Origin of the sequence: Methanolobus sp. ZRKC5 (assembly GCF_038446525.1) — an archaeon.
In the GTDB taxonomy this organism is placed as follows: Archaea; Halobacteriota; Methanosarcinia; order Methanosarcinales; family Methanosarcinaceae; genus Methanolobus.
This window is the reverse complement of sequence record NZ_CP151792.1, coordinates 1802054-1821552: the sequence shown is the minus strand read 5'-3', so window position 1 is coordinate 1821552 and position 19499 is coordinate 1802054. Positions and strand designations below refer to the sequence as shown.

At 41.4% G+C, this 19499-nt stretch carries 22 protein-coding genes; 13 read left to right on the top strand and 9 right to left on the bottom strand.

The genetic code is table 11. The annotated features are described in order from the left end of the window. Positions 1–94: 94 nt before the first annotated feature. From WN948_RS08975 to WN948_RS08925, 11 genes are all read left to right on the top strand, one after another. Complete coding sequence (locus WN948_RS08975; protein ID WP_342303870.1) at positions 95–505, top strand: bifunctional nuclease family protein; 411 nt, start codon at positions 95–97, stop codon at positions 503–505. Between the two features lie 100 nt (positions 506–605). After that, positions 606–1550: an IS5 family transposase gene (locus tag WN948_RS08970; protein ID WP_342303665.1), complete on the top strand. Its 945-nt coding sequence runs from the start codon at positions 606–608 to the stop codon at positions 1548–1550. A gap of 154 nt (positions 1551–1704) precedes the next feature. Beyond that, positions 1705–2412: a DUF1614 domain-containing protein gene (locus WN948_RS08965; protein WP_342303869.1), complete on the top strand. Its 708-nt coding sequence runs from the start codon at positions 1705–1707 to the stop codon at positions 2410–2412. 796 nt (positions 2413–3208) lie between these two features. Further along, on the top strand, positions 3209–4054 hold the full coding sequence (locus WN948_RS08960) for a hypothetical protein (protein WP_342303868.1): 846 nt from the start codon (positions 3209–3211) through the stop codon (positions 4052–4054). Positions 4055–4352: 298 nt separating this feature from the next. Then, positions 4353–5174 (top strand): imidazole glycerol phosphate synthase subunit HisF, encoded by an 822-nt coding sequence (gene hisF / locus WN948_RS08955; protein ID WP_342303867.1) that lies wholly within the window; start codon positions 4353–4355, stop codon positions 5172–5174. Between the two features lie 14 nt (positions 5175–5188). Continuing rightward, positions 5189–5476, top strand: a complete 288-nt coding sequence (locus WN948_RS08950; protein ID WP_342303866.1) for a MazG nucleotide pyrophosphohydrolase domain-containing protein — start codon at positions 5189–5191, stop codon at positions 5474–5476. Between the two features lie 98 nt (positions 5477–5574). After that, the gene (locus WN948_RS08945; protein ID WP_342303865.1) at positions 5575–6564 is read left to right on the top strand and encodes a PGF-CTERM sorting domain-containing protein; all 990 of its coding nucleotides are present in this window, start codon (positions 5575–5577) and stop codon (positions 6562–6564) included. After that, positions 6561–6863, top strand: a complete 303-nt coding sequence (locus WN948_RS08940) for a hypothetical protein (RefSeq protein WP_342303864.1) — start codon at positions 6561–6563, stop codon at positions 6861–6863. Before WN948_RS08945 ends, WN948_RS08940 begins: the two co-directional genes overlap by 4 nt. 90 nt (positions 6864–6953) lie before the next feature. Then, positions 6954–9440: a DUF3656 domain-containing protein gene (locus WN948_RS08935; protein ID WP_342303863.1), complete on the top strand. Its 2487-nt coding sequence runs from the start codon at positions 6954–6956 to the stop codon at positions 9438–9440. Next, complete coding sequence (locus WN948_RS08930) at positions 9437–9856, top strand: nucleoside 2-deoxyribosyltransferase (RefSeq protein ID WP_342303862.1); 420 nt, start codon at positions 9437–9439, stop codon at positions 9854–9856. The genes WN948_RS08935 and WN948_RS08930 overlap by 4 nt, the downstream gene beginning before the upstream one ends. 50 nt (positions 9857–9906) lie before the next feature. Continuing rightward, on the top strand, positions 9907–10152 hold the full coding sequence (locus tag WN948_RS08925; RefSeq protein WP_342303860.1) for a pro-sigmaK processing inhibitor BofA family protein: 246 nt from the start codon (positions 9907–9909) through the stop codon (positions 10150–10152). Here the strand turns inward: WN948_RS08925 and WN948_RS08920 are convergent. Next, complete coding sequence (locus WN948_RS08920; RefSeq protein ID WP_342303859.1) at positions 10149–10811, bottom strand: methyltransferase domain-containing protein; 663 nt, start codon at positions 10809–10811, stop codon at positions 10149–10151. The genes WN948_RS08925 and WN948_RS08920 overlap by 4 nt on opposite strands. Positions 10812–10813: 2 nt before the next feature. Beyond that, complete coding sequence (gene lysS / locus WN948_RS08915) at positions 10814–12406, bottom strand: lysine--tRNA ligase (protein WP_342303858.1); 1593 nt, start codon at positions 12404–12406, stop codon at positions 10814–10816. Between the two features lie 271 nt (positions 12407–12677). Here lysS and WN948_RS08910 point away from each other — a divergent pair, with 271 nt between their 5' ends. Beyond that, positions 12678–12839, top strand: a complete 162-nt coding sequence (locus WN948_RS08910) for a hypothetical protein (RefSeq protein ID WP_342303857.1) — start codon at positions 12678–12680, stop codon at positions 12837–12839. Positions 12840–12851: 12 nt separating this feature from the next. On the opposite strand, the gene WN948_RS08905 is transcribed toward WN948_RS08910, so the two are convergent. From WN948_RS08905 to WN948_RS08875, 7 genes are all read right to left on the bottom strand, one after another. Then, positions 12852–13637 (bottom strand): C15orf41 family protein, encoded by a 786-nt coding sequence (locus WN948_RS08905; protein ID WP_342303856.1) that lies wholly within the window; start codon positions 13635–13637, stop codon positions 12852–12854. After that, the gene (locus tag WN948_RS08900) at positions 13621–14220 is read right to left on the bottom strand and encodes an endonuclease (RefSeq protein ID WP_342303855.1); all 600 of its coding nucleotides are present in this window, start codon (positions 14218–14220) and stop codon (positions 13621–13623) included. The genes WN948_RS08905 and WN948_RS08900 overlap by 17 nt, the downstream gene beginning before the upstream one ends. A 48-nt stretch (positions 14221–14268) precedes the next feature. Beyond that, a complete protein-coding gene (locus tag WN948_RS08895; protein ID WP_342303854.1) occupies positions 14269–14760 on the bottom strand; it encodes a hypothetical protein in 492 nt (163 codons plus the stop codon). Positions 14761–14784: 24 nt separating this feature from the next. After that, positions 14785–15633 carry a ribose-phosphate diphosphokinase gene (locus WN948_RS08890; protein WP_342303853.1) on the bottom strand — a complete coding sequence of 283 codons (849 nt, stop codon included), beginning with the start codon at positions 15631–15633 and terminating at the stop codon, positions 14785–14787. Between the two features lie 68 nt (positions 15634–15701). Continuing rightward, positions 15702–16178, bottom strand: coding sequence for a cyclic pyranopterin monophosphate synthase MoaC (gene moaC, locus WN948_RS08885; protein ID WP_342303852.1), 477 nt, complete (start codon positions 16176–16178; stop codon positions 15702–15704). A gap of 14 nt (positions 16179–16192) precedes the next feature. After that, a complete protein-coding gene (locus WN948_RS08880; RefSeq protein ID WP_342303851.1) occupies positions 16193–16375 on the bottom strand; it encodes a hypothetical protein in 183 nt (60 codons plus the stop codon). Between the two features lie 12 nt (positions 16376–16387). Further along, the gene (locus tag WN948_RS08875) at positions 16388–17854 is read right to left on the bottom strand and encodes an NAD(P)H-hydrate dehydratase (protein ID WP_342303850.1); all 1467 of its coding nucleotides are present in this window, start codon (positions 17852–17854) and stop codon (positions 16388–16390) included. 103 nt (positions 17855–17957) lie between these two features. Between WN948_RS08875 and WN948_RS08870 the strand changes: the two genes are divergently transcribed. Continuing rightward, the gene (locus WN948_RS08870) at positions 17958–19442 is read left to right on the top strand and encodes a DHH family phosphoesterase (RefSeq protein WP_342303849.1); all 1485 of its coding nucleotides are present in this window, start codon (positions 17958–17960) and stop codon (positions 19440–19442) included. Positions 19443–19499 lie beyond the last annotated feature (57 nt).

The following is a 19499-nucleotide window of genomic DNA, read 5'->3' as shown; positions in this document are numbered from 1 at the left end:
TGTGCATCTTATAAACTAAAAAGAAAGAAGGAAAAGGCCGGTGTCAATGAACTCTGAGAATAATATAAAAAAAGTTACTGTTAAAGGGGTGTTCATGATCAACATCTTCGGGAAGGCTGTTCCTGCTCTTATGCTTGAAGATGAAGATGGCCTCCTTATGCCAATACATATAGGCCAGTCAGAAGCGCTGTCAATTAATTCAGTGATGAAGAACGAGACCATGCCAAGACCTATGACGCATGATCTTATCGTGTCTATACTTGAAAGACTGGGTGCAAAGGTTGATAGAGTACTGATTGATGAGAAGGTCGATAATATCTACTATGCCAGGATAACGCTGAAAGTGGACGGCGTTAGCATGGAGTTTGATGCAAGGCCAAGTGATTGTATTGCTATTGCCCTGAGAAATGATGCAGTCATTATGATAAACGAGGATGTTTTTAACGACGATTCCATCTCTAAGGAAAATTTCCAGGGATCTAAGGCAATTACGGGAATTGTTTAGACCCGCCTTACCCAAAAAAGTATAGAGGATTTCGATAAACTACCATCAATACCCATACAATTTAATAAAATTTAAATAATAGCAAAGCAAATTTACTATTATGGATTCTTTTACTGATTTTGCCTTAAATGAAGAATATAAGCGTCTCCAATCTGTCGGAGATAAGCTTGCTGAAATTGAATATTTAGTAGATTGGAAGCCTTTTCGCCCTATTCTGGAGTCAATGTACATAAACAGAACAGCTTCAGGCGGACGGCCTGAAGCTGATGTTATTGTAATGTTCAAGATGCTTGTTCTGCAACAATGGCATGGTCTTTCTGATGCTGAGCTTGAAAAGCAGTGTATTGACAGGATATCCTTTAGGAAATTCCTGGGATTTCCTGAATATGTACCAGACAGTACAACTGTCTGGTCATTCAGGAAGAGAATTATCGACAATGGTAAAGAAAAAGCGGTGTGGGATGAAATGCAGAATCAGCTTGATGCTCTTGGTTTGAAGATTAAAAAAGGAATGATCCAGGATGCAACTTTTATTCACTCAGATCCAGGACATGCAAAAGCAGATGTACTCAGAGGAAAAGATGCGAAAACAAGAAGAAGCAAAGATGGAACCTGGACTAAGAAAAATGGTAAATCTCACTTTGGATACAAACTTCATACAATTATTGATAAGGATTATGAACTAATCAGAAGATTTGAGACAACAACTGCATCACTTCACGATTCACAGGTTGATCTGTCTGAAAAGGGTGAAGTGGTGTATAGAGATAAAGGATATTTTGGAGCAATAGCAAAAGGTTTTGCAGCAACAATGCAACGAGCTGTAAGAGGACATCCTTTAGGAATAATGGATATCCTCAGAAATGAAAGAATAAGTGTGAAAAGAGTCCCTTGCGAAAGAGTGTATGCAGTGACAAAAGAAATATTTAAAACCAGAAAGGTTCTTGTTACAACTGTAGAAAGAGTGAATGCAAAAATGTTGATGACAGCTTTTTGTTTTAATCTGCATCAATTGAGGACACTAAAAACCAAAGGAGTAATTTAGGATAGCGGGAGCTATACTAAAAATAAGGATTAATGAAGAGAAATTAAACAAAATGATAAAAAATGAGAGGATATAATTGAGTTTGAATACTTTAATGATCTAAAATGAGGGAATATCGAAATCCTCTATATATTGTTAACAAGGACAATATGCTATGAGGCACCGGATATTTTATAATCCTTTTACGTTTATTTTTACGCTGATACTCACTTTAATCCTTGCTTTCAGTATTTCCGTGCTTTTCTTCGGTTTTGTGAGCAGTGCCTTTGCAAAGATAGGTTTCTCATGGGAAGATGCACTTATCCTGCTTCTTGCCTCACTTATCGGAAGCAATATCAATATACCCCTGAAAACTATCGAGTCTAAGACCCCAATTGAGGAGCAGAGATACATAAAGGTCTTCGGAGTCTCATACCGTGTCCCATTCAGGAAGACACATACCACAAGGACAACCGTAGCCATTAACGTAGGCGGAGCACTCATCCCAACCATTGTCTCCTTCTACCTGCTAACCCTATTCCCCAATGCCGTTATCTACGCCCTCTACGCCACCCTGTTCGTTGCCCTGATCACAAAAGCTGTTGCCAGACCGGTCAGAGGCGTGGGCATCGTTTCCCCTGCACTACTCCCACCAATAGCCGCAGCTCTGAGCTCCATCATCATCGTCTACACAACCAATGTCCAGCACGAACTCATCTTCGCTATAGCCTACACCAGCGGCACTCTGGGCACCCTGATAGGCGCCGACCTGCTGAACATGCGCGCAATTACCAAACTGGGAGCTCCAGTTGTGAGTATCGGCGGCGCAGGAACTTTTGACGGTGTGTTTTTGGCTGGAGTTATTGCGGTGTTGTTGGTTTGAAATAGGGAGAAAAGCCTTTTTTGGATTAAAAATGCAATGATTGCAAAAAATGTAATTTATCCCATTATTTTACTTTAGATTAAAAATCATCACGAGTTGATTTTTGACTTAAAAAAACCTCAAGCCCCTAATTTCAAACCAAACACACATTCCTTTCACCCTTAACCTAAGTGACAGAATAATTTAACAAAACATAAATACTTGCTAAATAATCTGACAAATAAGGCACGGTGACATGCATAAAATGTGTGGCTTTGGCTGAAACTCGCATACCAACCATAATTGATTAGAGAGGAGCACGTGCATTTTAAATCACTTACCACATAGCTTGCGCTTTAGATAATAATAGAAAAATAGTTATTTTTTTAGCGGTACATATGCCCCAAAATAATATGACAACACCTATATAGAAGGTGATTATTGAGGCGCTATGATTTGCACAACCCGTTTTTAGATAGCTATTAAATCCCACTCCCCACACTATTAGCGAATTCATGAACGCGCCTCGATTTAAAATGTTTGTGAGTTTTATGATGTTTTACTGAACCATATTTAGTCCTATTCTGAAAAACATTTATTTTTTAAATGTACATAATAATTAATCAAAATGACTGATTTGTATTCATTTTTCAAAAGTATGAACATGATTCTTTTATATAGATACATAAATGTATTTTATTATCGACATAGGTATCTCTGAAACCAATTTGTTATGAACCGGACATGTATCATAGATTCAAAACCAAAACACATATTAAAACTTCAGGATAATAAAAAATCAGGATCAAGTCGTAATATGAGTGAAGAACTATTTTACCAGAATCAATTACAGAATCTGGAAGACATTAAAACCACATATTTCAGTCAGCTTGATGAAGTTGATAAAAAGCGTGCTGAGATTGCTTTGAAAAAAGAGCAAATAAAAGCCGATGAATCACTGCTTATCGAAGAATATCATAAAATCCGTGAAGCAAAAAAACTGATTTCCCTTGAATATGAAAAACTTATTATCAAAACCGATGAACTGAAGTTTGCAAAGAAGGAATACGAGAGAAAAAGAGAGGAATTCTCAAAAAATGAAAGAGAACTTGAATATCAGATGAAAAAATATGAAGTGGATAATGATTCCCTTCAAAAAAGAAAAGCAGAAAATTACAGGATAATTCGCTCCCAATACGAAGAAGAATTAACTGTTAGTAAAAGACAAAAGAGACTTACAAAAACCAAGACCAGGCTTGATAGAAAGGTCGAGAAGATTGCAGCGCAAAAAGATGAGATAGCATCCCATGAAATCGACAACGAGATTGAAAATGAAAAAATTGAGCGCAGACGCGAATATGTCAAGCACCTTAATGAGACCTTATCCTTCAGGGAGAAGGAAATCGAATCCCGAGATAATGAGCTTGCAGAACTAAAACAAAAAAACGAGGAAGAAATAGGAAAACAGGTAACCATCCAGAAGCAACACATTGGCATAAGGAAAAAGGATGCCAGAATAGAGCAACAATTAGATTATATCAAAATCCTTGAACATGATATCCTTGAGCTTGAACATAAACTCAAAAAAACATGCGAAGAACTCAGACTTATTAGGATTTATTCAAAAATATTTGAACAAAATCTCGAACTTATCAAAACTTAAATTCTAAAAAAACTTAAAAAGTCCAATGAGCTCACATACAAGACACGAGAATATGCTATAAGAAACGTTTTTTTGGCGGAAACTACATACAAATTACTATTTACAGAGAAATACATGCACCTTTTCATATCTATTCTACTTGCATGAAGCTCTGAATAATATCTTAATCATTACCATTCAATATGAGGACACAACAAGTATTAAATAAAAACTTGATATCTTCTTATTAAAGATACCATCTGCCAGCGAGCCTGGGGGATATAAATAATCAAATTCAGTGAAAGGGACAAAATCACACATGCTCACAAAAAGGATCATACCATGTCTTGATGTTACACTTGATGAGGAAGGCGGAACCGTAGTCAAGGGAATAGAATTCGTAGACCTGAGAAAAGCAGGGGATCCTGTGGAACTCGCCAAGCAATACAATGAACAGGGTGCCGATGAACTTGTTTTTCTTGACATAACCGCATCCCATGAGGGAAGAGGAACCATGGTCAAGGTTATCGAAAGGACTGCCGATGAAGTATTTATTCCACTGACCGTTGGAGGTGGGATCAACTCCATCGAGGATATACGCCAGATACTCAGAGCAGGTGCGGACAAGGTGTCTATAAACACCGCCGCCATAAATAATCCGGACCTTATAAAGGATGCATCCGGGATTTTCGGTGCTCAGTGCATCGTCACAGCCATCGACTGTAAGAGGAATACAAACGTTAAGGACCATCCTGACAAGACAATCCTTGAACTTGAAGACGGCACCCCTGCATGGTATGAAGTGGTCATCTACGGCGGCAGGCAGCCAACAGGAATAGATGCTGTCCAATGGGCTAAAAAAGTAGAAGACCTCGGTGCAGGAGAGATATTGCTCACCAGCATGGACAAGGACGGAACCTATGACGGTTTTGACATCCCGATCACAAAAAGACTTTCTGATGATCTTGAGATACCAATCATCGCCTCAGGTGGCGTAGGCAACCCCGAACATATGTACGAAGGATTCACAAAAGGAAAAGCAGATGCAGCACTGGCAGCAAGTATATTCCACTTTGGTGAATACACTGTTAACGATACCAAGAAATATCTCAGGGAAAAGGACATTCCTGTAAGGCTCTAAGGAAGGCGAAAGACATGGAAATCTCAGAATTCCAGAAAAGAATGTACGATCTCTACGCCCATAACGACAGAAGGAGAGGCGCACCAGCAACCACCCTCTGGCTTGTGGAAGAGATCGGCGAGCTTGCAGAAGCCATCCGCAGGGAGGACATGGATAATATCAGGGAAGAGCTAGCCGACTGTTTTGCATGGATAGCCGCACTTGCAAACCTCTACGACATAGATCTTGAAACCGCTTTTTTAGAGAAGTATCCCGGCAAGTGTCCAACATGTGGAAAAAATCCGTGCATCTGTACGGACTAATCTCTTTTGCACCAAACTTTGTACATTAAATTAATGGAACGAAAAAACACATAATAATGTTTATATAGTTACCTCATCTTCTGAAAAGAAGGGATACTATGAAACATGTGCGTTTAAAAATAAGTTCCTTTTTAATATTGCTCATCATTCTATTTTCCGCAGCATCCAGCGGATGCCTGCGTGATTTTGATGTGGTTGATGAAGGAACAAAGCTTATTATCACTGATATTGAAATGTCTGCAGATAGTGTCAAAAGCACATATGCTTGGCTCAATGTAACAACATACATAGAGAACTATGGATCAGACAGCAGCAATAATTCTACTATTATGATCAAAGTATTCAACAGTCAAACAGGCTTGCTTGAACTAAAACAGGAAAAAGAGATTGGATCAGTGGAAAAAGATGAAACAAAGATCATAACCCAGACGATCCACCTTCCAAAAAATGGAAATTATCGTATCAATGCAGCGATAATCCATGACGAAAAGATCACATACAATAGACAGGTCATTCTTTCAGGTATTGAGAACCTGCCAACGGACCTGCAAGAAACTGGAATCCAGATAGATGGAATTGATTTCATCGTAAGGGGAGTTAGCTCCAAGGGTGTCGTCATTGAAAATGATATCTATCTGAAAAACGAAGGGGCAGAAACCACCGGAGACTACAAGATACTCGTAAAAGCCAGGGAAATGGATGCCAGACTCATCGCCGATAAAAAATGGATCAATATAGGTGAGATAGACCCTGAAGAGACAATAATCAGATCTGTAAATCTAACTGTTCCTGACAACTACAATTACGTAGTCGAGGTCAGTATATGGAACGGCAACACCATTGTCAAGACCGGTGAAGACTATGTACAACTGAACCCTGAAAAGACCATAGACAGGGACCAGTTGGTTCAAAATAAGAATATAGACACCACTGACTTTATAGTCGAAGATGACTACGGCTGGGATTATCCGACAGAAGAAAGTCCCGAGTCTGAAGATATGCAATCCGAAAGTCCGGGCTTTACAGGAACATTGGCATCGATAGCCCTCATCTCAGCACTATACATAGCAAGGAGGAGATTGCAATGAACGAAGAAAAGGAGATCAAGGACACAACTGGGGAAAAATTGACATTTACTTCGGCTGACAAGAAAAAAGAGAAGAAAGAAAGAACACAAGAGGAGTACTTCAGGGGAGGAATGCTGCTACTGGTGGGAATTATCATTGCCATTGCGTCATTCCAGTTCTATTTTATAGTGAATGATGTTATCTACACATGGTTCAAATCACAATACGTTCCCCTTGTCAGAGCATTTTATAATCTGGCAGTGATAGGTATTGGCCTTTACATACTCAAAGCATACATTCTGAAAAAGGAAAAGAATTAATTTCTTTTCCAGCTTTAACTTTTTAACTCATTTTTTAACCCGCTTTTTTGGCTATCTTTTATATACTCTAACCTCATCTGAGCAAATATCATGCTTAGAACTCCTGAACTTTTAGCCCCTGCCGGAAATATGGAATCCCTCGTAGCTGCCGTAGAGAACGGTGCAGATGCAGTATATCTTGGAATCAAGGATTTCAGCGCCAGGGCATACGCAGGCAATTTCACCATAGAGGAATTTAAAGAGGCGCTTGACTTCGCCCACCTTCGGGGAGTTAAGGTCTACGTTACCATGAACACACTCATCAAGGACAGTGAGATGAAAATGGCCCTTAGACTCATGTACACCCTTGATGAGCTGGGAACAGATGCCATTATTGTGCAGGACATGGGCTTATTGGCACTTGCCAGAGAAATGGTCCTCACACTTCCGGTGCACGCAAGCACCCAGATGACCACACACAACACCGAAGGAGTCCTTTTACTGAAGGAAATGGGTGTCAAAAGAGCAGTCCTTGCAAGGGAACTCTCACTTGAAGAGATAAAAATTATCAAATCAGAAACAGGAGTAGAAATTGAGGCTTTCGTTCACGGAGCACTCTGTATCTGCTACTCAGGTCAGTGTCTCATGAGCAGTTTGATAGGAGGCAGGAGTGGTAACCGTGGCTACTGCGCCCAACCATGCCGCAAACAATACAAATTACTGAATAACGGACTGGAAACAAAAACAGAAGGAAAATATCTTTTAAGTCCAAAAGATCTAAACACATCAGAGTTACTACCTGAACTCGTAAATTCAGGAATTGATTCCTTCAAAATAGAAGGTCGTATGAAACGCCCCGAATACGTTGCCGGGGTTGTAAGCATATACCGTCGCCTGATAGATAGGTTTGCAGCGGACCCCGACAATTACTTCGTAACTCAAGAAGAATCCACACAACTTGAGCAGCTCTTCAACAGGGAATTCACAACAGCTTATTTCGAAGGTGACCCGGCAGGTGACCTTATGAGCCGCCAAAGACCACATAACCAGGGCATCATAATTGGAAAAGTGAGTGGATACAACCAGAAACGCAGCAGCCTGCTAATAGAACTCACCGGAGAACTTGAACTCGGAGATGGAATTGGTTTTGAAGGCTACCGTGAGTCAGGAACCATAATAAGAGGGATGTTCGTTGATAACGAGCCGGTAAAGAATGCAGGAAATGGTGACATCATCTCCACTAATTTTGAAGAGAAACTTAAGGCCGGAACAATCGTTTACAAAACACTGGATGATTCCTTGATGAAAGAGCTACAGAGTTCATTTAGCTCACCTTCACCAATACGCAAAATCCCTGTATCCGTTAGTATGAAGGCACACATCGGAGAGAAAATGGAACTCTCAGTTTCTGATGATGAAAATAACAGCTCAAAGGTTATTTCAGATTATGTGGTTGAAAAATCCCAGAAGAGGCCAACAACTGCAGAAGATGTGAAAAAACAACTTTCCAAGACAGGAAACACAGTTTTTGAGCCTGCTGATATCAAGATAGATATCCCTGAAGACGCATTCATACCCATAAAGGAACTGAACAACGCAAGGACTGAAGCAATATCAGAACTTGAAAAATTGAGAATAGACAAGTACAGAAGACAGCCACACATCAAGCCTGCCACTGATAGTGCCCCAACAGCAGTGGAAGAAAAAGAAGAGCATGAACCGGAGAGCAGTGAAGAAAGAATACTGCTTTCTGTCAGTGTTAACAATTCCAAAGCCCTCAAATCTGCAATCAAGGGTGGAGCAGATATCGTATATCTTGATAGCGATGGAAAGATGCTTGAAAATGAAGAGTGGAGCTCAGCCATTGCTTTTGCTACAGAAAAAGAAATACCATTGTACCTTCATACCCCTGTGATCGTAAAAGATGCGGAAATGGGAAAACTTACGGACAGGATAGAACTGGCAAAAAAGCTCGGCTTTAGTGGAGTTGTAGTCGCAAATGCGGGAGTTTTCAGAAGGATTTTGGAATCAGCAGCATCCGATATGAAAATTATAACTGACAGTCCCATGAATGTATTCAACCGGAATACTCTTGAATTCCTGACAGAGAAAGGCGCAGACACTGTGGTTCTTTCAGCGGAAATGAATCTCGGACAGATAACAAAGATAGCAAAATACGGCAATTGTGAATACATCGTACACGGCGGCATTCAGGTAATGGAATCTGAACATTGTCTTATAGGTGGCATACTGGGCAACAAGGAAGATTGCGGTTCCCATTGTAAGAGTGGCAAATTCGAGTTAGTTGATGAGAAAGGTTATGAATTCCTGGTACGAACTGATTCAGATTGCAGAACACATGTATATAATTCAAGGGAGCTCTGCCTGCTGGAAGACGTACCACACCTTATCAATGCAGGTCTTTCAAGACTCAGAATAGATGCAAGAACGATGAAGAACGAACATGTGGAAAAAGCTACACGTGCCTACAGGGATGGAATCGATTCTCACCTCAGTAAAAACAAAAGGCAAGCATGGGAATCCAGTGATATTAGTGAATATCCCACAAGAGGACATTACCACAGAGGGGTACTATGAACGTATTCCTTTCAGCATCAATCAGAGGAGGCAGGGATATGCTGTCCACTTATATTGAGATGTGTAGCTATCTTCAAGAGAATGGACATGATGTACTTAGCTGGCATGTAGCTGACCCGGAACTTGAAAAAACCGAATCTCTGCTAACAGAGCGGGAGATATACATACGTGACATGGAGTTCCTTGAAAAAAGCCACTGCGTTATAGCTGAAGTGAGCATTCCTTCTATTGGCGTTGGTTATGAAATTTCCAGCGCACTACACAGGGAACTTCCGGTCCTGTGTTTGCACACGCCTGATTCAAACGTTTCTGCGATGATACTTGGAGATAAAAGAATCATCACCAAAGAATATGATAGTATCAATGCCATGAAGGAAGAAATTGACCTATTCCTTAAAGCTTCCAACAAACCTTAATTTTTTAGTAATCATTAAATACTTATCATCGTAATATAAAAGTGGTGATCATGGTAACTGAAATAGTGATTCTTATCGTAGCTATCGTAGCTGCAATTCTTCTCTGGAAGGTATTAAAGACTGTAAAAAACATGGTAATTAACACTATCATGGGACTTATAGTGCTCGTTGTCGCAAATCTGGTATTTGGACTGGAAATTGCTTACGACTGGATAGTCATTTTGGTCTGTGCAATTGCAGGCATCGTAGGTGCATTGCTGATAATTGCATTAAGCTATCTTGGAATTGCATTCTAAAGGCGGACTATTGCCCTTAGCTGATGGCGCCTGTGTGGCTTGCCATCAAATATTTTCTCTGAGATATTATCTTTCATTTCTATAATTTCAAATCCGCAGAGCAGAGATGAAAGCTCCTCTTTCGTAAAGTAGTGGTATATAATACCGCTTTTCCTGCAGAAGGTGTTTTTTTCGATCTCTTCGCCACCGTATCTCATATCCCCGGTCCCGAAAACTTCAATGACAAGAATAGCTCCGCTTTTCATGATTCTCTTAATCTCACTTATTGCCATCTGTCTTTCCTCTTCCATCAGATGCTGGACGACACCAAGACAAAGGACAGCATCAAAAGAATTATCAGAAAAAGGAAGGGAGGTTATGCTTGATACAAGGCATTCAGCCTGCGAATTATCATTGCTATTGTTCTTGGAAATGTAAGAGCGAGCCCTGCTAACAGCAGTTGCTGATACATCAGTACCCACTGACTCATATTTACGGGATAGAGGAAGAAGGAATCTGCCATTTCCACAACCAAGATCAAGCACACGGGATGAAGGGATTATCAACCCCTCAAGCATTGATATCGACCTGGGACCCCCCCATGTCACATGTTTGTATTCTTCATCCCAGGCAAAGAAATGAGACTTTGAACTATTGCCCGGGAAAGAACTGTTTTCCATGATCAGGGTCTGTATGCTGCTGCATCCCTGAAGCGTTTGATAAGGAAGTCCTTCTCGAGTGAGGAAAGGAACCAGCCTGCCTTTGGACCTGATGCCTGGTCGAGTACAGAGATGTATATTGCCTTGAAGAGTTCCTTAGGATTTACTTCCAATGACTCCGGGCTTACATCCACTGCAGCCGCTATCATTGTATTTAATTCGGAGCCAGCTTCCTTTGAGGAATATACCAGATTATGATAGTCCTCACCTGTCAATTCACCACTTTTTTCCAGCATGTCTGAGAATGAGTTCAGGAATGCTCTCTGGAAGGGAGTGAGATTTGCAGCATTTACAGATATTCCTTCTTGTACACTGAACTTTGCATTGTCAGGAGCATACATCTCAAGCCAGTTTCCTACATTATCAGTAAGTTCACGTATGCACTTTTCATTTGAAGTATCATAGCCTGCTCTTTTGACAATGTTCATTATTCTATCAAAATCGCCTGCTGCAACCTGATATATCGTAGTCATGTGCTTAAAGGGGATATCCGTATGGCAAAGCCCTGCTGCGTGTGAGAGCTCTATCATCCTTTTATCGTATGATGTAGCCTTGTCACTTGATTGCAGGCGTTCGAACTCATCAACAAGTGTGAGCAGCGGTAATGCCGGGTCGAACCTTATATGCTTTTCAGGCTTTGTGCGGATGATAAGGTAACGCAGTACCTCAGGAGGGACTACCTTAAGCATATCTGAAATGGAAACAACAACACCTGTTGATGATGACATGGCACCTTTTTGACCAAGCATGATCCATTCATAGACTATTGGATGCGGAGCCTCATATCCGAATATATCTTTGACTATATCCTGCCCCGTATCATATGAACCGCCCCTTGATGCATGATCTTTTCCGAAAGGCTCTACTGAAACCCCAAGTGCCTTCCACCTGGCTGGCCAGTCCACACGCCATGTGAGTTTACCGCCACCCTTCATAGATACTGTTCCACTGTGTCCGCATGAACAATCATAACCCACAGTCTCTGCATCCAGATCAAAACCAGTTACAATTGTCGTGTTGACCTTACCACATTCAAGGCAAATCGGATTGAAAGGATTCCAGGTCTCGACCGGAACCTTGCCAGATCTCTTCTGCAGGATTTCTGCGATCTCATCCTTCTTTGCAAGAGCCTGTTTTATAGCTTCAACATAGACCCCCTCTTTGTAGAGCTCATCTGCCCTGTAGACTTTCGGATGGATTCCCAGATGATCAAGAGCTTCCAGGAAAGGTTCAAGGAAGTGTTCCGAATAATTCTTGTGTTCGCCGCATGGACATGGAACCTCCGAAAGAGGTTTACCAACATGTTCTGCATAACTTTCATCCAGAAAAGGATAGACTTTTCTAAGTGGGTCGTAGGTATCTGCAATGTAGATGAACTCAGCCTCTGCACCTTTGTCAATAAGAGCCCTGTATGCTACATCTGCGGTTACGACCTCGCGCATGTTACCAATATGAATGTGACCTGAGGGAGTGATGCCTGTTGCAACAAGATGTTTTTTGCCCTTTGCTAACACCTCGTCTGCTATGACATCTGCCCAATGTGTAATCTCTGCCATTATTTCACCGATCTATGAATAAGAATATTGAATGTTTAGCTGTTTGAAAGCCAGTAACCTTAGATGATTGTTACTATTATAATCTTTGCTTAAGAAGAAAATACAATCAGGATTCGAGTAAGAAGTTATTGTCCCCTTACGGACAGATGGTGACCTAATACAAATGCAACTCGAAAGATATTAATAAACAGGTAGTATTCTGATAAATATGACTCGTATTACCCAGAGTTTACACAGGATGTCGATAAGCACTTCAGAGGATATCTTCAATATGAAAAACCAACGAGATCCTGAGACAAACGAGCTATGGCCTTTTTTAGTTGTTCACGGAAACCATGCCACCATCAATAAAGAAGTGGTTGTATATGACGAGGAAGGTGTATATCAAGTATATACAAAAAATGTCATGTCAAAAAAAGAACTGAATGAATAAGAGTAGCAAATTCTACCAATAAGTCTTGAAGTTCAGAAGTTCTTCGACCATATCCCAGTCCTCACCGAAGAACTCGTAATCCTTTATGAGATTACCATTATAACTGATGTCATCAATGAAACCGTACCAGTAAACTATCATGCCGATACCATAATTCTCCTCGTATTCCCTGAACTGTTTTTTAATATAATAGGCATGTTCCTTCTCATCACCAAAAAGAGCCTTGCTTTCTATCCAGGAAACCTGTACACCATCGACCTCAAGTTCTTCATCCAGCAGAAAGTCAGGAGTTTTTGTGAAGCCCTCGGCTCTCAAGTCATTTTCTGATCTGTAAGTCAATCCTTTTTCAGTAAGCCATGTAGCAAGAACAGATTCCCCCAGTTCTCCCTTTTCCGCATACAGATCATGTGCCTTCGGGGAAAAGAAGTAATCGAATTCCATTGCTTCCAGAACTTCCTTTTTGAGGCGGCCATCCGGATAATCATCCAGGTTCCTTAGGAAACCTTTCTTTGGAATACCCATCTCCTTGAGCAGCATTGAAACCATAAGAGTCGCAGGTATATCATTTTTCTTTGCGATATCTGATATACTGTTGCCTTTTTTCCACTGCCTGTAATGCCTGTGGCCCTTGTTCTTAACCTTTGAGAAAATCCTCTTTACCTTTGTAACGATCTTCTGATTAAGTATGGAATGGATAGTACCAAGAGGCTGCGCAAACTGTTGAGCAACGCATTCTATGTCATTGACACTTTCCAGGCGGTCATATATCATTTTATAGGTTTCAATGTCCATTCTCATTCAATTCCTTCAGAATACATTCATCACATCGGTTTCTGCCACAATAGACTTTTGAGTACTCAACTATGAGAGCATGGTATTCCTTATATATTTCGATATCTTCAGGAAGTTCTGCCTCAAACATCCGTTGTAATTGCATATAATTGCCCTGGATACCGATACATTTCATCATGCGGGTTGTATAGGCATCTATGACGAATTTGGGTTTATTGGCAGCGTAGAGTACAATACTATCTGCAGTTTCATTTCCAATACCTTTAAGGGACAACATTATCTTGCGAAGTTCCTCCACAGGCATGGAAAAAACATTCTCTATCCCCTGCTGTGCAAAAAAAGTTGCTATTTCCTTAAGACGAGAAGCCTTCTGCCGGTAAAAACCGCAACATTTCACAAGCTCTTCCAGCAATTCAATATCGGCATCTGCAAGAGCCTGGACTTCAAGAAGATTATTTCCTTTCAGGCCAATAATAGCTTTTTCTACATTTGTCCATTTTGTCTGTTGGGTAAGCAAAGCCCCTATAACAACCTCAAATGCCGTGTCTGCAGGCCACCAGTATTGTGGCCCCAGTTCATCCAGAAGCAAATCGTAGACTCTGCAAAATGTTCCATTTTCCATAATTATAAAGAAGAACTATTCCCAAAATTCTTTCTCATAGTTCTCAGGAAGATCCAGGTCCATCACCTCATCCAGAGACTTGATTTTCCTGCTATCTTTTTCCTTTTTCTCATCACTGTGCCTTGATTCAATAACCGTAGTATCTTTGTTGTTGACAACCACTTCTTCCTGGCCCTCAACAAAAACCGGCTTCATTTCAGGCTTTGCAACAATGGTTTCAACATTATCATATACAGGTCTTTCAAGATGCTTCCTTTCAGCTGCCTTACCAACACCAGGTTCCGGCCAGGATCTGCTTTCACGCCCTGTTTGTTTGCCAAGCCTTGTGCGTGTACTTTGGGCATAGGTGTCTTCCATTGGCATGGACTTTGAAAGCTCTTTATGAGTTGAACTATACCCTATTACGCATTGCTCGTCCCCTGTACGCCATTCGACTACGTAAAGGTGGCAGTCTTTCTTCTTACAGTGGGAAACTCCGTCCCTGGGGCAAACATCGGGTAACGTCATGATCAATCCTCAATATAATAATGATTATATACTTCTTAAAGCATTGGCTATGAGAGGCGCAACACTGACACAACTCTGTGCTTTTTCTATTGTATCTGTTGCAATGATATCTTTTACCCCCGCATTGAATAAGCGCAACACAGCATTTCTTGCCAATACCGGATGGACACATGCAAGATAAACATCCTTTGCACCCTGGGATTTAAGCAATTTTATTGATTCTGCCATGGTGCCCCCTGTGGCTATCATATCATCAATGATGATGATATCCCTGTCCATTACGTCAACATGCTTGGCCTTGATAGAAACGGTGTCACCTGAATGACGGACCTTTTCCAGATAATCAAATTCAAAACCCACGTCATCTGCAGTATTTTCTGCAAGGCTTATTGCACCCTTGTCAGGTGATACTATCAGGGGATCGCTGAGATTAAGAGACCTTATGTGGTAACCGATCAAACGGGATGCATCCAGGTCAAAAGCGTCTGCGTTGAAATAGTTCAGCACACTGGACTCATGGATATTCACAGTAAATATCCTGTCAGCGTTGATCGTCCTTGCAATTGCCCTTGCGGTTATGGGTTCACCGGTTTTGAATTTTTTATCCTGCCTTGCATATCCCATGTAGGGTATGACCACATTTATGACAGGTGAATCCTCGCAGGCGTCTATCAGCTGCAGTAATGCAACAAGATCAGAGTCCGTAGTCGTACTCTGGATAATGGTAACTTCATCCACATCTTCATCAAGTATGCGTGAATACAATTCCCCATCAGGAAACTTTGTAAAGTCACACACAGTAGGGTCGATATTCATCTCCCTTGCAACCCTTGATGAAAGAGCCTGGGATGCTGGTCCTCCTATGATTTTCAAATAATGTACCTCTTTAAGATTTGATTAATGGATAATTTGAATTCTCCCTAATGTACCACTATAATACATTAGTTTTGGTTCATTTTTACTTTCTCAAGAACCTTGATGTTTTGTATACCGGTAGCTGGATAGTTGCCTGTTTCGTCTTTTTCTGCGGACTTCACCATGTCCCATACCGTAAGTAAGGCAACTGAGACACCAGTAAGTGCTTCCATTTCAACACCGGTCTTTCCCACAGAACGTACTTCTACTTTTGCACAAACGATATTATCATAAATTGAAAAGTCCACATCCACTGAAGTTATTGGAATCTGATGACACATGGGAATAAGTTCAGGGGTCTTTTTAACCGCAAGAATTGAAGCTACTCGCGCAGTGGAAAGTACATTGCCTTTCTCAACAGTCCCTGTGCGTATCCTTTCTATGGTTGCATCATTGAGAACTATCTCTCCGGAAGCTATCGCTTTCCTTACAATGACATCTTTGCTGCTGATGTCCACCATTACCGCGCGGTCGTTTTCAATATGTGTGAATTTAGCTTCCAATGAATCACCGTTATTTAGTCAATTCTTATGTTCTGCCTTTGCAGGTAATCCTCAATAGTACTATTTAGTTGTTCTTTCAGGTCAGTGGCCTCAGTAAGGCTGAGTTTAAGGATTTCCTCATCCTTTCCGTGATTTATAGCTATTCGTACCCACTTTCTTTCGATATCCACGTTTATTATTCTGTTGTCCTGCCCCATATCAAAACACCTCTACATAACATCTGTAATCCGTTCAATTATATCTGTCGCAAGCAAACCAGATCCCTTTTCTTCAAAAGCGAGGTCGCCTGCGCCACCACTTATGAATACCGCACATGATGCGGCATCCATGGCATCATTGATTGCAAACAAAGCTCCAGTGATGCCTGTTAGTACATCACCTGTACCCCCTACAGTCATACCTGCGTTCCCTGTTCTGTTAAGCCGCATGATCTGCCCGTTTGAAATTATATCAATTCCACCTTTCAGGATCAGTGTGACTTCTTTTTGCCCGGCAAACTGGTTTACAAGATTTTTCATTTCATCAAGAGCGTGAGGAACTGCCATCCCCGATAAGCGGGAAAATTCCGCAGAATGAGGGGTCAAAATGAATTCACCCTCACTTTTCACAGGCAAATTCAGATTGAAAAGTGCATCCGCATCAACTACTGCCTTTTTACAGAAAGTCAAGAGTTGCTCCACTGTTTCAAGGGTTTCTGCATCCCGGCCAATACCAGGTCCTATGACAGCAACATCATGAGATGTTATAAGACCCTTCAGTACAGGCAGATTTTCAGGGTTCAGCCGCTTACCTGAAAGTGGTACAACTATTAAATTAGAAGAGAAGGAGGCAACTGTGTCTGCAACGTTCTCAGGTACTGCCACTGTCACAATATCGGCACCTGTACGAAGTGCTGCCATGGCTGCAAGGCCCGGGGCCCCGTAGTAGGCACCACCACCTACCACAAGAACACGACCTGAGTTCCCTTTATGAGAATGTTGTCCCCTGTGAGCAAGGTTCATCAGGTCACCGGGACCCACATAATCCTCTGCATCCATGCAGACACCGATAGGAACCACTTTCACTGCACCTGTGTACTTGCCACATCCAGGGAGTTCCAGACCGGTTTTCATTCTATGAAAGGTAATTGTCATATCGGCAAAAACACTTTTTGCAATCTCTCCACCATCAAGGTCATACCCTGAAGGGGAATCTATAGAGAGGACATACGAACCGGAAGAATTTATCAGATCTATAGCAGTAGATTCCGGCTCTCTTGGAGCACCTTTTATCCCGGAACCCAAAATCCCGTCAACAATAATATCAGCATTGTTCCATCCGCAATACTGTTCCAGCTCTTTTGAGTCAGTAATTTCCCTTAGTTCTTTTATACCACTGTATGTAAGAAGGGAAAAATTATGCATTGATTCTTCTGTTCTGATACGGGAAGAATGGCCCAGAAGTATCACCCTTACATCGTAAGCATCATTTAGCGCAAGGTGTCTTGCAGCAACGAATGTATCGCCCCCGTTGTTGCCCCTTCCTGAAACAAAAAGAACTTCTCCAGAACTTATTCTGGAACTTATTTCCCGGGCAATTGCAGCACCTGCATTTTCCATCAATTGGAGCGGACTGAGACCAAGATATGCACAGTTAGAATCAACAGAGCGCATTTTCAAAGAGCTGATAGAGAACATGGTTACCTATTTATTCCTTAGTTTGCATTCTATTTATCAGTTGATGTATTATTTCTATAATTATATTCAAAATTATTTTATGCTAATATAACTCTTATACGAAATGGAGGTCGTTTTTATTAACAACGTTGCAAAGGAGATTAGCGCAACTGACAAAACAAAGATCAAACCCACATACCTCATATTAGGAAGTGGGAGTTTTGGTTTTGCATTAGCCAAGGAATTAAGGGAACTTGACAAAGAGATCATCATAGTGGACAAGGACTCCCAAAAAGTAGAGACACTTCGCGAAGAAGCTTACGAGGCTATTGTTGGTGATGTCAGCGATCCTGCACTTTTTGACATTATCAATACTAAGAATCTTGCAGGAATACTTATCCTTAGCTCTGACCCTAAAGCAAATGCTACGGCCCTAAAGAATGTCAGGAACAAGGTATCCCAGGATATTTACTGCGTAGTGAGAGCCCCTGATGTTATAAACATGCAGGAAATGGAAACTATGGGGGCAGACCTTGTCATCATGCCACCCAGAATGGTAGCAAAATCTCTTTCAAGATCACTTGAGCGTGCCGAAGCGATGCGAAGGGGAAATAAACTGACCCAGTGGTTTGAGGCAAACAAAGGAAGGAAACTTGCAATTGTAGTCCATGATAATCCGGACCCGGATGCAATTTCCAGTGCCCTTGCGCTAAAGACGATTGCAGCGTCCTTCAATGTGCTTGCTGATATTATATATCATGGAGAAATTGGGCATCAGGAGAACAAGGCTTTTGTGAACCTGCTTGGAATCGATCTGTACAGGGCGGAAGATGTAGGATTCACAGGATATGAGAATTTAGCACTGGTTGACTGCTCAGTACCCGGTGCAAATAATTCCCTGCCACTTGAAACACGCGTAAATATAATCATTGACCACCATCCCATTCCGGACGCTGAAATTGATGCGGACTTCATAGACATTCGTCCGAATGTTGGTGCAGCTGCCACTATACTGACAAAGTATCTGCAGGAACTCAACGTGGACATCAATAGTGATCTGGCAACTGCTCTGCTTTACGGCATCAGGACCGATACACTTGATTTTAAGAGGAACACTGATTCTGCCGATCTTTCAGCTGCTTCATATTTGTATCCCCTCTCTGACCACGACGTACTGGAACAGCTGGAACGTCCTTCCATGTCTATAGAAACACTGGACGTACTTGGTGAAGCCATAAACAGACGTCAGGTCGTCGGAAGTTACCTGCTTTCCAACGTGGGAAGTATACGCAACAGGGATACTTTACCACAGGCAGCAGACTATCTTCTTAACCTCGAAGGTATATCAACTTCCATTGTGTTTGGCGTCACTGAAGAAAAGATATACATTTCCGGCCGCAGTAATGACATCAGGGTAAACCTTGGCGACATTATGAAACGTGCATTCGGTGAAGAAGCAGGAGGAGGACATGCAACTGCAGCAGCAGCACAGATTCCACTGGGAGTGTTCAGCGCTGCAAAGGACCGTCAGACCCTTCTCAGGCTTGTCAATGAAGCAGTTGTAAAAAGATTCTTAGCAGCTGTGGGTGTAGAAGAGGCAGATGAATAACCTCTTCTAATCTTACTTTTTTGCATTAAGAAATCCTTAATTTTGAGATACCGGAAA